The sequence below is a fragment of the Streptomyces sp. NPDC041970 genome (genome assembly GCF_055588985.1).
In genome coordinates, this window is the sequence record NZ_JBVJCD010000007.1 from 95,664 (window position 1) to 108,936 (window position 13,273).

Consider the following 13,273-nt stretch of genomic DNA (forward strand, 5'->3'; position numbering starts at 1 on the left):
GGAAATGCGGTGGCGGGCGTCGGCGGGCGACGGCGAGGATCACCCGTATGCCAACCTTCCTGGAGACCGACCGGCTCGTGCTGCGCCCGTTCACGGACGCCGACGCCCCCCGTCTGCTCGCCCTCGACGGCGACCCCGGCGTCATGCGCTACATCAACGGCGGCCGGCCCACCAGCGCCGAGGAGATCCGGGACCGGACGCTGCCGCGCCTCCTCCACGACCACCCGTGCACCGGGACGCGCGGCTACTGGGCCGCCGAGCGCAAGGGCGCCCGAGAGTTCCTGGGCTGGTTCGAGCTGCGGCCGCTGGAGGACCACGACCCCGCCGTGGTCGAACTCGGCTACCGGCTGAACCGGTCCGCCTGGGGCCGGGGTTACGCCACCGAGGGCGCGCGGGCCCTGGTGGACAAGGCGTTCACCGACCTCGGCGCCGAGCTGATCACCGCCAACACCATGGCGGTCAACGCGGCGTCCCGACGGGTGATGGAGAAGGCGGGCCTGACCTTCGCGCGGGCGTACACCGATGACTGGCCGGAGGTCATCGAGGGCTCCGAGCACGGCGAGGTCGCCTACGAACTCGCCCGCGCCGCCTGGGAGAAGGGCCGGTAGGGCCCCTCCGACCGCTCCCGCCCGCCGCACGGCGCCCGCACGGGCGCCGACGGGAACGACCGGCCTTCGGCCCTACGGGTGGGCCCGGCCCGCCAGCAGCGCGGCGATCTCCGCGTGCCCGGTGTGCTGGTCCACCCCCGCGGCCGGCGTCCCGTTCCGCAGCAGCTCCACGGTCACGGTCTCCTCGCCGTTCGCCCGCTCGCGCCGGACGGCGGTGTCGAGGCCGGTGCCGTACATCTCCTCCAGCCGCCGCAGCAGCTCGCGTTCGGGGTCGAGCCCGGCCGCCCGCCGCGCCTCGGAGAGCGCCTGGGCCACCACGGGCTCCTGCCCCGGCGCCCCCGCACCGTGCGCGAGCAGCGCCCGTACGGTCCTGGTCGAGCCGCGTCGGGCCGCCAGGACCAGCATCGCCTCCCCGCCGGGTCCGGGCAGCAGGGGGTTCGCGCCCCACGCCAGGAGCAGCTCCACCGTAGGGGCGTGGCCGAGGCCCGCCGCCCAGCGCAGCGCCGTGAAGCCGAACGTCTCGCGCAGGTCGGGCCGGGCGCCGGCGGACAGCAGCGCCTCCACCACCTCGGTGTGCCCGCCGCACGCCGCCCCGCACAGCGGCAGGTCGCCCGCCTCGGGGCCGCTCGCCCGGTCGGGGTCGGCTCCGGCGGCGAGCAGCAGCCGCACCGCTTCCGGGAGGTTCTGGACGGATGCCAGATAGAGCGCCGTGGTGCCCTCCTCGTCGCTCGACTCGGCCGGCGCCCCGGCGCGCAGCGCCCGTACGAGGGCGTTCTCGTTCTCGTGGAGCGCGGCGAACAGGCTCGGCCCGTCCCCGATCGGGTCGTTCGTCATGGTGCGACCCTACGGTGTTCGTACGGATGTTCAGGTGACGCACTCCAGTGCCGTGCGGCACAGCCCGCAACGCGCGGTGAACCGGCCCCGGACGGGGACCCGGAGGCGTCGGCGGCAGACGGGGCAGGCGAAGGAGACGCGCAGCCCCTCGGGGCCGTGGTCGAAGGCGTACGGGGCGTCCGGGGACGGGGCCGCGCCGGGGTTCCGGCGGGCGCGCCGCCGGTCCCCGGCGTACCGCCGACGGCTCGACCGGCCGGCTGCGGCCAGCGGGGGCCTGCGCAGGTCGTCCAGGGCGAGGGCCCGCCCGCGGGCGTACGCGGTGCGGGCCTGCGGGCTGGTGAACCACGGGGAGGGGTCCTCGTCGAAGGCGAACGCCCGCAGGGCCAGGACGTATCCGAACTCCTCCGGGGTCAGGTAGCCGAGCTTCTGGCGGGTGGTGGCGTCCTCCCGGAAGGCGTCCAGCAGCAGCCAGCCCGCGCCGAGGTAGGCGGTGGCCGTGTCGGTCAAAATCTCGTTGGCCCGGGTGCCGGGGAACTCCAGGCCGAGCCGGTGCAGCAGCAGATGGGCGATCTCGTGCGCGAGCGCTGCGCCGACGTCCCTGCGGTGGGTGCGGAAGCGGTCGTTCAGCTCGATGAAGTACGCGGGGCCCGCGGTGAGTTCGACGCTCGCCGCGTGCTCCATGGCGCGGAAGCCGACGGTCACGCGGGCGTCGGGCAGGCGCAGGTGCCGGGCCAGGGAGCGGGCCACCCGCTGGGCGCCGAGGTGCGGGTCGGCCCCGTCCGGGAAGACGGCGTCGGCGGGCGCGAGGCTGGGGGCGTAGGCGCGGACCCCGTCGACGGAGAGCCGCCGGTAGAGGGCGGTGACGGCGGAGCGGACGGTGTCCAGGTGCGGGAAGCCGCGGACGACCGGCGGGACCGGGGGGCGGTCGGCCAACGTCCGCACCCCCTCCGCGACATCCGAGGGAATCCACTGTAGGCCGGGCCGGGGAGTCGGCCGGAAGCGGTGGCCGCCCAGCATGATGATCTTGGCCGGAAAGTGCGCCTTGTGGGGGCGGTGAACGGCTCCCGATAATCGGAGCGTTCTTGTCGGGTGCATGACCAAGCTGGCTGCGGCGCCGGGTGCGCCGCTCCGGCCGGACCCGTGCGTGCCGGACCGCGCGCATCCCACAGGAAGCTCCCACCGCACCCCCACACGTCGTTCCCCCGAAGGAAGGCAGCCCGTGAAGCAGATCCTGCGTGCGCTGAAGAGATGCTCCGTCGCCGTAGCCGCCGTCGCCGTCGCGACCGTGGGGCTCCAGCCCGCCACCGCCACCGCGGCCCCCAACCCCGTCGTCGGCGGGACCCGCGCCGCCCAGGGCGAGTTCCCGTTCATGGTCCGGCTCTCCATGGGCTGCGGCGGCTCCCTCTACGCCAAGGACATCGTCCTCACCGCCGCCCACTGCGTCAGCGGATCGGGCAACAACACCTCGATCACCGCCACCGCCGGCGTCGTCGACCTCCAGTCCTCCAGCGCCATCAAGGTCAGGTCCACCAAGGTCCTCCAGGCCCCCGGCTACAACGGGACCGGCAAGGACTGGGCGCTGATCAAGCTCGCGCAGCCGATCAACCTGCCCACCCTCAAGACCGCCACCACCACCGCGTACAACCAGGGCACCTTCACCGTCGCCGGGTGGGGCGCCAACCGCGAGGGCGGCAGCCAGCAGCGCTACCTCCTCAAGGCCCAGGTGCCCTACGTCTCCGACGCCGACTGCCGGGCCGCCTACGGCAGCGAGCTGGTCGCGGCCGAGGAGCTGTGCGCCGGATACCTGGGCACCGGCGGCGTCGACACCTGCCAGGGCGACTCCGGCGGCCCGATGTTCCGCCGGGACGACGCGGGTGCGTGGGTCCAGGTGGGCATCGTCAGTTGGGGCCAGGGCTGCGCCCGTCCCGACTATCCGGGCGTCTACACCGAGGTGTCGACCTTCGCCTCGGCCATCGCCTCCGCCGCCGCCACGCTCTGACGCCGCCCACCGCCCGGCCCCGGCCGGGTGAGCGCGGCTGAACCACTCGGGGGCGCCCGTCCGGACGGGCGCCCCCTCCCTCCCGCGCGGGCGCGCCCCTCCCGTGCGAACGCGCCCCCTCCGCGCGGGCGCCCGGCCGGCGCGCACCGGGCCCGCCGCGTCCGTGCGGCGCGGCCGTGCCTCCGCCCGCCGACCCCCCGCTCCGGGCCCCGCCGCTCCGCCCGCCGCGAACAGGGGTCCCCTCCCGGAGGACCCGCCGCCGAACGGGACGTGACGGAGTGCGTCTAAGCTCGCTCACCATGAGCACGAGCGAGATCGACGCGTCCGTACAGGCCGAGCTGAACCGGCTGCGCGAGAGCATCGACAACATCGACGCCGCCGTCGTCCACATGCTGGCCGAGCGTTTCAAGGCCACCCAGCAGGTCGGCCGCCTCAAGGCCGACCACCGCCTGCCGCCCGCCGACCCCGCGCGCGAGACCCGCCAGATCGCCCGCCTCCGGCAGTTGGCGCAGAGCGCGAACCTGGACCCGGCGTTCGCGGAGAAGCTGCTGAACTTCATCATCGCCGAGGTCATCCGCCACCACGAGCGCATCGCGGACGAGGCGGGGAACGGCGGCGCCGCGTCCGGGACCGCCGCGGGGGCCTGACCGCCCCCTCCCGCCGGGGCGCGGCGGAGACGGCCGACGACCCGACCGCCCGCACCGCCCGTACGACCGCCCGGCCCGCGACCTCCGTACGCCGCCCGTCCGCCGAGGGAGAACCCCCTGGGCCCCCGCGCACCCCGTACGGCAGCATGGGGCCATGTCCGTACTGACGCGCGACGAAGCGCAGACCCGAGCCCAGATCATCGACGTGGAGCGGTACACGATCGCCCTCGACCTCACCACCGGCGAGGAGACGTTCGACTCCCGGACCACCGTCCGGTTCACCGCCCGCTCGGCCGGAGACACCTTCGTCGAGATCAAGCCCGCCACCCTGCGCTCGGTCAGCCTGGACGGACAGCCCCTGGACCCCGCCCTCCTCGACGGCAACCGCTACCCCCTCACCGGCCTCGCCCCCGGCCCCCACGAGCTGCGCGTGGACGCCGCCATGCGCTACTCGCGCACCGGCGAGGGGATGCACCGCTTCACCGACCCCGCCGACGGCGAGACCTACGTCTACACCCAGCTCTTCCTGGACGACGTGCAACGCGTCTTCGCCGCCTTCGACCAGCCCGACCTCAAGTCCGTCTTCGCCGTCGACGTCACCGCCCCCGAGGGCTGGACCGTCCTCGGCAACGGCATCGCCGAGCGCACGGGGGAGGGCCGCTGGTCCATCGCCCCCACCCCCCTGATCTCCACCTACCTCGTCGCCGTCGCCGCGGGCCCCTGGCACTCCGTCACCACCGAGCACGCCGGGCTTCCCTTCGGCCTCCACTGCCGCCGCTCGCTCGCGCCGTACCTGGACGCCGACGCCGAGGAGATCCTCGACATCACCCGCGCCTGCTACGACCGCTACCACGAGAAGTTCGACGAGCCCTACCCGTTCGACTCCTACGACCAGGCCTTCGTCCCCGAGTTCAACGCGGGCGCCATGGAGAACCCCGGACTCGTCACCTTCCGCGACGCCTACGTCTACCGCTCCGCCGTCACCGACACCGAGCGCCAGACCCGCGCCGTCACCATCGCCCATGAGATGGCCCACATGTGGTTCGGCGACCTCGTGACGCTGACCTGGTGGGACGACATCTGGCTGAACGAGTCCTTCGCCGAGTACATGGGCTACCAGACCCTCGCCGAGGCCGCCTTCCCCCGCGCCCTCAACCCCCGCCGAGCGGGCGAGGCCCGCTTCCCCGACACCTGGGTCGACTTCGGCGTCGACCGCAAGGGATGGGGGTACGACGCCGACCAGCGCCCCTCCACCCACCCCGTGGCCCCGGCGCCCGACGCCGTCCCCGACACCGCGTCCGCCCTCCTCAACTTCGACGGCATCAGCTACGCCAAGGGCGCCTCCGCCCTGCGCCAACTCGTCGCGTGGCTGGGGGAGAAGGACTTCCTCGCCGGCATCAACGCCCACTTCGCCCGGCACCGGTTCGCCAACGCCACCCTGGCCGACTTCATCGACAACCTGGCCTCCGCCACCGACCGCGACGTCCACGCCTGGGCGGAGCGGTGGCTGCGCACCACCGGCGTCGACACCCTCACCGCCGACATCACCGAGAGCGCCGAGCCCGGCGGGACCGGGCAGTCCTGGGCCCTGACCGTCACCCGCGACGGCAGCCGCCCCCACCGCGTCACCGCGGGCGTCTACGACCACGCCCTCAACACCCAGGCGGGCCCCGGCCACCTCGCCCTGCGCGACCGCTTCGAGATCGACGTGCCCGGCGACGACGAGCCCACCGTCCGCCCCGGCCGCCGGCCGGCCCTCGTCGTCCTCAACGACGGCGACCTCACGTACGCCAAGGTCCGCCTCGACGCCGTCTCCTGGGACACCGTCCTGACCGACCTCTCCGGCCTCCCCGACCCCCTCACCCGCGCCGTCGTGTGGAACACCGCCCGCGACATGGTCCGCGACGGCGACCTGGCCCCGGCCGCCTACCTCGCCGCCGCCCGCGCCCACCTCCCGTACGAGAGCGACCTCGCCCTCGTGCAGGGCGTCCTCTCCTTCGCCGCCGGGCAGATCGCCGCCCGCTACACCGCCCCCGCGGACCGCCCGGCCGCGCTCGCCACCCTCACCAGCCTCTGCCGCGACCTCATCCGCCGCACCGAGGACGGCTCCAACCCCGGCCTGCGCCTCACCGCCGTACGCCACTTCATCGACGCCGCCTCCCAGCCCGACACCCTCCGGAGCTGGCTCGACGACGACACCGTCCACGGCGGCCCGGAGCTCGACCCCGAGCTGCGCTGGCGCATCCTCACCCGCCTCGCCGCCCTCGGCGCCACCGACGAGGCCGCCATCGACGCCGCCCTCGCGGCCGACCCCAGCGCCACCGGCCGCGAAGGCGCCGCCCGCTGCCGGGCCGCCCTGCCCACCCCGGAGGCCAAGGCCGCCGCCTGGGACGCCCTCTTCACCGACGACACCCTCTCCAACTACCTCTTCACCGCCACCGCCCAGGGCTTCTGGCAGCCCGGCCAGGAGGAACTGCTCAGCGGTTACGTGCCCCGCTTCTACCGCGAGGCCGCCGCCCTCGCCGCCCGCCGGGGCCCGGCCATCGCGGAGGCCGCAGGACGCCACGCCTTCCCCGCGTACGCCGTCGACGCCGAGAGCCTCGCCACCGGCGCCCGCGCCCTGGAGGACCCGGCCCTCACCCCGGCCCTGCGCCGCAGGCTCGTCGACCAGCTCGACGACCTCCGCCGCGCCCTCGCCGTCCGCACGGCCACCGCCGGCTGACCCGCGCGGACGCTCCGCCCCCCCCGCCCGCCGGTGCTCCCGCGCCTGGCCCGGCGCCTCCGCCGTCACCGGGCCGGCCGCCGTCGGCACGCCGCCTCACCCTCTCCGGGCCGGGGGACGCGCGCGACACGCCCTCGCGCCTCGCCGCCCGCGTCCGGCCCCTCCGGGCCGCTGGTGCGCACGTGGGGGGCCGGGCGGCCGGGCGCGGTCCGGGCGGGGGCCCGCGCCTGTGCCGCGCGTGCCGTGCCGGCTGTACGCGCGCCACCGGCGGTCCTCCGCCTCACTCTCTCCGGGGCGCGGGTGCGCACGCGGGTCGGCCGGGCGGTGTGCGCGGACCGTACCGGGGCCGGGGCCTGTGCCGCGCGTCCCGTGCCGACTGTACGCGTTCGCCACCGGCGGTCCTCCCTCACCCTCTCCGGGCCGGGTCGGCGGGGCGGCACGCCCTCACGTTCCGCCGCCCCGCGTCCGCCGCCGACCGTCCTCCGCCTCGCCTCTCCGGGCCGGGGAGCCGGTAGGCCGGGGTGCTTCCTGCCGATGTGTCGACATGGCACCCCTGCCCGGAGGCGGCGAGCGTCGACCGGGGCGCGGGCGCGCGCCCCTGCGCCCCGCCGTCCCGCGCGGGCCGCCCGCGCCCGCCACCAGCCCGTACGAACGCGGTACCCCGCCCGGCCGCCGGGGCCCGCCGACCGGGCCGGCGCGCCGCCCCGCCCGCGCGCGCCGTGCGAGCCGCCCGCGCCCGCCACCGCCGTACGACCGCCTGTCCCGCCGCGCCCCCACCCCGTACAGCCGTCCACGGGTCGCACAGCCATACCACCTTTGCCCCTCTCGATCGGGTCGCACCGGTCACCAGTACCCCTTTCGAGTTCAGATCGTTGGTCTCTTCGGCCGCGCCACCCGAAACGCGGGACAAGCTGACATGCCCGCCCCCGCGCTCCCGAAGGACCACCCCACCCATGCCCACCCCGCCCCTCGCCGGAGGCGTCGCAGGCCCCGACGCCCTGCGCCCCCTCCTCGACACCGTCCTCACCGCGCTCCGCGACGGCGCTGCCCTCCGCGGCGGCCCGCTCCCGGCCGGCGGACCCGACGCCGTCACCCCCCGTACCCGCAGCGCGGCCCACCCCCTCATCCCCGACCACGGCACCGGCGCCCACCAGGCGCTGCGCAGTCTGGTCACCGCCCTCGCCGAAGGCGCCGCGGACCCCGCCCACCCGCACTGCGCCGCCCACCTCCACACCCCGCCCCTCGCGCTCGCCGCGGCGGCCGACCTCGCCGCCAGCGCCCTCAACCCCTCCATGGACTCCTGGGACCAGGCCCCCGCCGCCTCCGCCCTCGAAGCCGACCTCACCGCCGCGCTCGCCGCCGAGGTCTTCCCCCGCGCCCCCGCGCCCGACGCCGTCGTCACCACCGGCGGCACCGAGGCCAACCAGCTCGCCCTGCTCCTCGCCCGCGAACGCAACGGGCCCGTCCAGACCGTCTGCGCCGCCAGCGCCCACCACAGCGTCGGCCGCGCCGCCTGGCTCCTCGGCCTGCCCGCACCCGTCGTCGTCCCCGCCCCCACCGGCGTCCTGGACCCCGCCGCCCTCGCCCGAACCCTCACCGACCTCCAGCGCCCCCTCCTCGTCGTCGCCACGGCCGGGACCACCGACACCGGCGAGATCGACCCCCTCGACGCCGTCGCCGACCTCTGCGCCGCCCACGGCGCCGAACTCCACGTCGACGCCGCCTACGGCGGGCCCCTCCTCTTCAGCCCCACCCACCGCTCCCGGCTCCACGGCCTCGACCGCGCCGACAGCGTCACCCTCGACCTGCACAAACTCGGCTGGCAGCCCGCGTCCGCCGGCATTCTCGCCGTCCCCGAGCGCCACCACCTCACCCCCCTCCAGCACCGGGCGCCCTACCTCAACGCCGACGACGACACCGAAGCCGGCCTCCCCGACATCCTCGGCCGCTCCCTGCGCACCACCCGGCGACCCGACGCGCTCAAGATCGCCGTCACCCTCCAGGCACTCGGCCGCAGCGGACTCGCCGACCTCGTCGACCGCACCGTCGCCCACGCCCACCGGCTCGCCGACCTCGTCACCAAGACCCCCGGCCTCGACCTCTACGACCGCCCCGCGATCAGCACCGTCCTCTTCCGCCCCACCGGCGCCGACGACCGCACCGTCGCCACCGTCCGCCGCACCCTCCTCCACCGGGGCCACGCCGTCCTCGGCCGCGCCCACGCCCAGGGCCGCCTCTGGCTCAAGGCGACCCTCCTCAACCCCCACACCACCCCCGAGGACCTCCAGAGCCTCATCGACCTCGTCACCCGCACCACCTCCGACCTGCGCCCCCACCCGGCCCCCCGACCGGCCGGCCCGCCGCCCGCCGACCCCGCCGCGGCCGACACCCCTCACCCCACGGAAGGCGACACCCCGCGATGACCGATCGGCCCGACCTCGACCCCGGCCAGCCGCACGACCTCGTCGGCATCGGCATCGGCCCGTTCAACCTCTCCCTCGCCGCCCTCGCCCACGGCGTCCCCGCGGCCCCCGGCGACCCCCGCCCGCTCGACGCCGCCTTCTACGAGCAGCGCCCCGCCTTCCACTGGCACCCCGGCCTCCTCCTCGACGGCGCCAGCCTCCAAGTCCCCTTCCTGGCCGACCTCGTCACCCTCGCGGACCCCGCCAGCCCGTGGAGCTTCCTCAGCTACCTCCGCACCCGCGACCGGCTCTTCCCCTTCTACTTCGCCGAGCGCTTCCACATCCAGCGGGCGGAGTACGACGCCTACTGCCGCTGGGTCAGCGAACAGCTCCCCGGCCTCCACTTCGGCCACCAGGTCGACGCCGTCCGCTGGAACGCCGACCGGGCCCTGTTCGAGGTCGACTTCACCCACCTCGGCCGCGACGGCGAAGCCGAAGCCCTCGGCCGCGCCCACGCCCGCCACATCGCCGTCGGCATCGGCACCGAACCCTTCGTCCCCGAACCGCTCCGGCCCCTCGCCGAAGCCGAGTCGGTCCCGGTGCTGCACTCCGCCGACTACCTCCGCCACCGCGAACGGCTCCTGGCCGCCGAGCACATCACCGTCATCGGCTCCGGCCAGTCCGGCGCGGAGGTCTTCCTCGACCTCCTGCGCGCCCGCCCCGAAGGCGCGGAGCGGATCCACTGGCTGGCCCGCACCCAGGCGTTCGCGCCCATGGAGTACTCCAAGCTCGGCCTGGAGCACTTCACCCCCGACTACAGCCGCTACTTCCACGCCCTCCCCGAATCCGCCCGCGACGAACTCGTCCCCCGCCAGTGGCAGCTCCACAAGGGCATCGACGCCGACACCATCGCCGCCATCCACGACGAGCTCTACCGCCGCACCCTCCACGGCGGCTGGCCCGACGCCGTCCTCACCCCCGGCGTCAGCGTCCGCACCGCCGGACGCGTCACGGGCGGCCGCGTCGAACTCCACCTCGAACACACCCAGCAGGGCACCCGCTCCCGCCTCGCCACCGACGCCGTCGTCCTCGCCACCGGCTACCGCGAACGCCCCCTCGACGCGATCCTCGGCGGCCTCGGCCGCTACCTGAGCCGCGACGCCTCCCGGCGCCCCCGCATCGACGACCGGTACCGCCTCGTCCTGGACCCCGCGGTCACCGGCCACGTCTACGTACAGAACGCCGAACGCCACACCCACGGCGTGGGCGCCCCCGACCTCGGGCTCGCCGCCTGGCGCAGCGCCACCATCCTCAACCACCTCACCGGTGCGGAGCCCTACCCCCTGCCCGAGCGCACCGCGTTCACCACCTTCGGCCTCGCCCCCCACGCGGCCCGCGTCCCCGCCCAGCACTCCGCCCTCGTCCCGCTCGGCCGGGCCACCTGACCCGGACGCCCCGGTGGCCCGGCCCCGACAGGGAAGGACCAGGGCCACCGGCCACCGACCGTGCCACAGTGAACACATGACCGAGACCCCGGACACCGCCCACCGGCCGTACGGCACCCCCGCCGCCCCCCACGTCACCGTGCGCGGCGAGGCCCACCTCGAAGTGGAGCCGGAGATCGCCCGCATCGCCCTCACCCTCACCGCCCGCGGCGCCGACCGCCGCACGACCCTGGACGACCTCACCCGCCGCAACGCCGCCGCCCTCGACCTCCTCAGGAGTCACGGCGACGCCGTCGAGAAGCTGGAGACCGGCGCCCTCGCCATCCGACCCGAACTGGCCCGCCATGGCCGCGCAGAACGCGTCCGCGCCTACCACGGCAGCATCCAACTCACCATCGACATCAGCGACTTCGCGACCCTCGGCGAGCTCGTCGCCCGCCTCGCGGACCAGGAGATGACCCGTGTCGACGGCCCCTGGTGGGCCCTGCGCCCCGACTCGCCGGTCCACGCCGACGCCCGCCACCGAGCCGTCCGGGAAGCACTCCAGCGCGCCCGCGAGTACGCCGAAGCCCTCGGCACCCGCCTCGACGCCCTCCTCGAACTCAGCGACACCGGCGTCCACAGCGGCCCCCGCTTCGCGCGCGCCGCCTTCGGGGAGCAGCCCCGGTTCGCGTCCGCCGGCGCGGAGCCCGCCGGCGCCGCGCCCCTCGACCTCGAACCCGTACGGCAGAGCGTCGACGCCCAGGTCGAGGCGTCCTTCACCCTCGTCCCCCCGACCCTGGGGTGACCACCCGCCCGCACGCCCCGCCGCGCCATCGACACCCGTCAACAAGCTTTCATCCCACGGTTGTTGGGGCGTCATGCGGGGCCCCGTTCCTACCCGTAGGTAAGGATTAGGCTCGCACCATGCGCCGAGCGAAAATCGTTTGCACCCTGGGACCCGCGACCGACACGTACGACCGGATCAAGGCCCTGGTCGAAGCGGGGATGGACATCGCCCGCTTCAACCTGAGCCACGGCACCTACGCCGAACACGAGCAGCGCTACCGCCACGTGCGCAAGGCGTCCGAGGAGACCGGCCGCAGCGTCGGCGTCCTCGCCGACCTCCAAGGCCCCAAGATCCGCCTCGGACGCTTCCGCGAGGGACCCGTGCTCCTCGAACGCGGTGAGAGCTTCACCATCACCGTGGAACCGCTCGAAGGCGACGAACACATCTGCGGCACCACCTACGACGGCCTCGCCGCCGACGTCGCCGAGGGGGAACGCATCCTCGTCGACGACGGCCGCGTCACCCTGGAGGTCACCGGGATCGACGGGCCCCGCGTCCGCACCACCGTCATCGAGGGCGGCATGGTCTCCGACCACAAGGGGCTCAACCTCCCCGGCGTCGCCGTCTCCGTCCCCGCCCTCTCCGAGAAGGACGTCGACGACCTGCGCTGGGCCCTGCGCACCGGCGCGGACGTCATCGCCCTCTCCTTCGTCCGCACCGGGCGCGACATCGACGCCGTCCACCGCGTCATGGCGGAGGAGGGCCGCCGCCTCCCCGTCATCGCCAAGGTGGAGAAGCCCCAGGCCGTCGACCACATCGACGACATCGTGGCCGCCTTCGACGGCATCATGGTCGCCCGCGGCGACCTCGGCGTCGAAATGCCCCTGGAACAGGTCCCGATCGTCCAGAAGCGCGCCATCAAGCTCGCCAAGCGCAACGCCAAGCCGGTCATCGTCGCCACCCAGATGCTCGACTCGATGATCGACAACTCCCGCCCCACCCGCGCCGAGGCCTCCGACGTCGCCAACGCGATCATCGACGGCACCGACGCGGTGATGCTCTCCGGCGAGACCAGCGTCGGCAAGTACCCGATCGAGACCGTGCGCACCATGTCCCGCATCGTCGAGGCCGCCGAGGAGGACCTGCTCGCCAAGGGCCTCCCGCCGCTCACCGAGCGGAACAAGCCCCGCACCCAGGGCGGCGCGGTGGCCCGAGCCGCCGCCGAGATGGGCGACTTCCTCGGGGCGCGGTTCCTCGTCGCCTTCACGCAGAGCGGCGACACCGCGCGGCGGCTCTCCCGCTACCGCTCGCCCATCCCGCTGCTGGCCTTCACCCCCGACGAGGCCACCCGCGCCCAGCTCAACCTCACCTGGGGCGTCGAGACCTTCCTCGGCCCGGAGGTCGACTCCACGGACGCGATGGTCGCCCAGGTCGACGAGGAGCTGCTGCGGATCGGCCGCTGCGCGAAGGGGGACGTCGTGGTCATCACCGCCGGCTCCCCGCCCGGCGTCGCGGGCGCCACCAACCTGGTCCGCGTCCACCACATCGGCGAGGACGACAGCCCGAAGTAGAGGGCCGGCACGGCGCTCCGGCCCGGCGCGCGCGTCCACGGGGCCGCGGGCGCCCGTCGGGCCGCGGAGGCGGTGCGACGTGCTGCGCGGGGCCGTCGGCCGGTGGCCGTGCGAGGACGTCGGCGGACGCCTCCGACGAACAGCGAGCCCGCCGCCCGTGTGTACGGGCAGCGGGCTCGGCGTACGCTCTGCGCCTACGCGCCGGGGGGCGGTGTCCCGGCGACGGACGCGTCACGATCGCCGGATTCCTGCTCGCCCATGGAATCGAAGGAGAAG

10 protein-coding genes are annotated in these 13,273 nt (G+C 75.3%); 8 read left to right on the top strand and 2 right to left on the bottom strand.

Annotation, left to right across the window (positions count from 1 at the left end):
• The first annotated feature begins 47 nt into the window (after window positions 1-47).
• Window positions 48-608 (top strand): GNAT family N-acetyltransferase, encoded by a 561-nt coding sequence (locus ACZ6EJ_RS06210; RefSeq protein ID WP_469264955.1) that lies wholly within the window; start codon window positions 48-50, stop codon window positions 606-608.
• Window positions 609-680: 72 nt separating this feature from the next.
• On the opposite strand, the gene ACZ6EJ_RS06215 is transcribed toward ACZ6EJ_RS06210, so the two are convergent.
• Window positions 681-1,442, bottom strand: a complete 762-nt coding sequence (locus ACZ6EJ_RS06215) for an ankyrin repeat domain-containing protein (protein WP_469264956.1) — start codon at window positions 1,440-1,442, stop codon at window positions 681-683.
• Window positions 1,443-1,472: 30 nt separating this feature from the next.
• Window positions 1,473-2,375, bottom strand: coding sequence for a hypothetical protein (locus tag ACZ6EJ_RS06220; RefSeq protein ID WP_469264957.1), 903 nt, complete (start codon window positions 2,373-2,375; stop codon window positions 1,473-1,475).
• A 286-nt stretch (window positions 2,376-2,661) separates the two neighbouring features.
• Here ACZ6EJ_RS06220 and ACZ6EJ_RS06225 point away from each other — a divergent pair, with 286 nt between their 5' ends.
• The 7 genes from ACZ6EJ_RS06225 (at window position 2,662) to pyk (ending at window position 12,997) form a co-directional block, all read left to right on the top strand.
• Complete coding sequence (locus ACZ6EJ_RS06225; RefSeq protein WP_469264958.1) at window positions 2,662-3,441, top strand: serine protease; 780 nt, start codon at window positions 2,662-2,664, stop codon at window positions 3,439-3,441.
• A 299-nt stretch (window positions 3,442-3,740) separates the two neighbouring features.
• Window positions 3,741-4,088, top strand: coding sequence for a chorismate mutase (locus ACZ6EJ_RS06230; protein WP_469264959.1), 348 nt, complete (start codon window positions 3,741-3,743; stop codon window positions 4,086-4,088).
• 154 nt (window positions 4,089-4,242) lie between these two features.
• The gene (gene pepN, locus ACZ6EJ_RS06235) at window positions 4,243-6,810 is read left to right on the top strand and encodes an aminopeptidase N (RefSeq protein ID WP_469264960.1); all 2,568 of its coding nucleotides are present in this window, start codon (window positions 4,243-4,245) and stop codon (window positions 6,808-6,810) included.
• 953 nt (window positions 6,811-7,763) lie between these two features.
• On the top strand, window positions 7,764-9,233 hold the full coding sequence (locus ACZ6EJ_RS06240; RefSeq protein ID WP_469264961.1) for a pyridoxal phosphate-dependent decarboxylase family protein: 1,470 nt from the start codon (window positions 7,764-7,766) through the stop codon (window positions 9,231-9,233).
• The gene (locus ACZ6EJ_RS06245; RefSeq protein WP_469264962.1) at window positions 9,230-10,657 is read left to right on the top strand and encodes a lysine N(6)-hydroxylase/L-ornithine N(5)-oxygenase family protein; all 1,428 of its coding nucleotides are present in this window, start codon (window positions 9,230-9,232) and stop codon (window positions 10,655-10,657) included. Before ACZ6EJ_RS06240 ends, ACZ6EJ_RS06245 begins: the two co-directional genes overlap by 4 nt.
• Window positions 10,658-10,733: 76 nt before the next feature.
• The gene (locus tag ACZ6EJ_RS06250; RefSeq protein WP_469264963.1) at window positions 10,734-11,444 is read left to right on the top strand and encodes an SIMPL domain-containing protein; all 711 of its coding nucleotides are present in this window, start codon (window positions 10,734-10,736) and stop codon (window positions 11,442-11,444) included.
• Window positions 11,445-11,563: 119 nt separating this feature from the next.
• Window positions 11,564-12,997 carry a pyruvate kinase gene (gene pyk / locus ACZ6EJ_RS06255; RefSeq protein ID WP_469264964.1) on the top strand — a complete coding sequence of 478 codons (1,434 nt, stop codon included), beginning with the start codon at window positions 11,564-11,566 and terminating at the stop codon, window positions 12,995-12,997.
• Window positions 12,998-13,273 lie beyond the last annotated feature (276 nt).

Excerpts from the sequence above, each read along its gene's own strand:
- ACZ6EJ_RS06210 (WP_469264955.1), top strand. The coding sequence starts at position 48 with ATGCCAACCTTCCTGGAGACCGACCGGCTCGTGCTGCGCCCGTTCACG.
- ACZ6EJ_RS06215 (WP_469264956.1), bottom strand. The coding sequence starts at position 1,442 with ATGACGAACGACCCGATCGGGGACGGGCCGAGCCTGTTCGCCGCGCTC.
- ACZ6EJ_RS06230 (WP_469264959.1), top strand. The coding sequence starts at position 3,741 with ATGAGCACGAGCGAGATCGACGCGTCCGTACAGGCCGAGCTGAACCGG.
- pepN (WP_469264960.1), top strand. The coding sequence starts at position 4,243 with ATGTCCGTACTGACGCGCGACGAAGCGCAGACCCGAGCCCAGATCATC.
- ACZ6EJ_RS06240 (WP_469264961.1), top strand. The coding sequence starts at position 7,764 with ATGCCCACCCCGCCCCTCGCCGGAGGCGTCGCAGGCCCCGACGCCCTG.
- ACZ6EJ_RS06245 (WP_469264962.1), top strand. The coding sequence starts at position 9,230 with ATGACCGATCGGCCCGACCTCGACCCCGGCCAGCCGCACGACCTCGTC.
- ACZ6EJ_RS06250 (WP_469264963.1), top strand. The coding sequence starts at position 10,734 with ATGACCGAGACCCCGGACACCGCCCACCGGCCGTACGGCACCCCCGCC.
- pyk (WP_469264964.1), top strand. The coding sequence starts at position 11,564 with ATGCGCCGAGCGAAAATCGTTTGCACCCTGGGACCCGCGACCGACACG.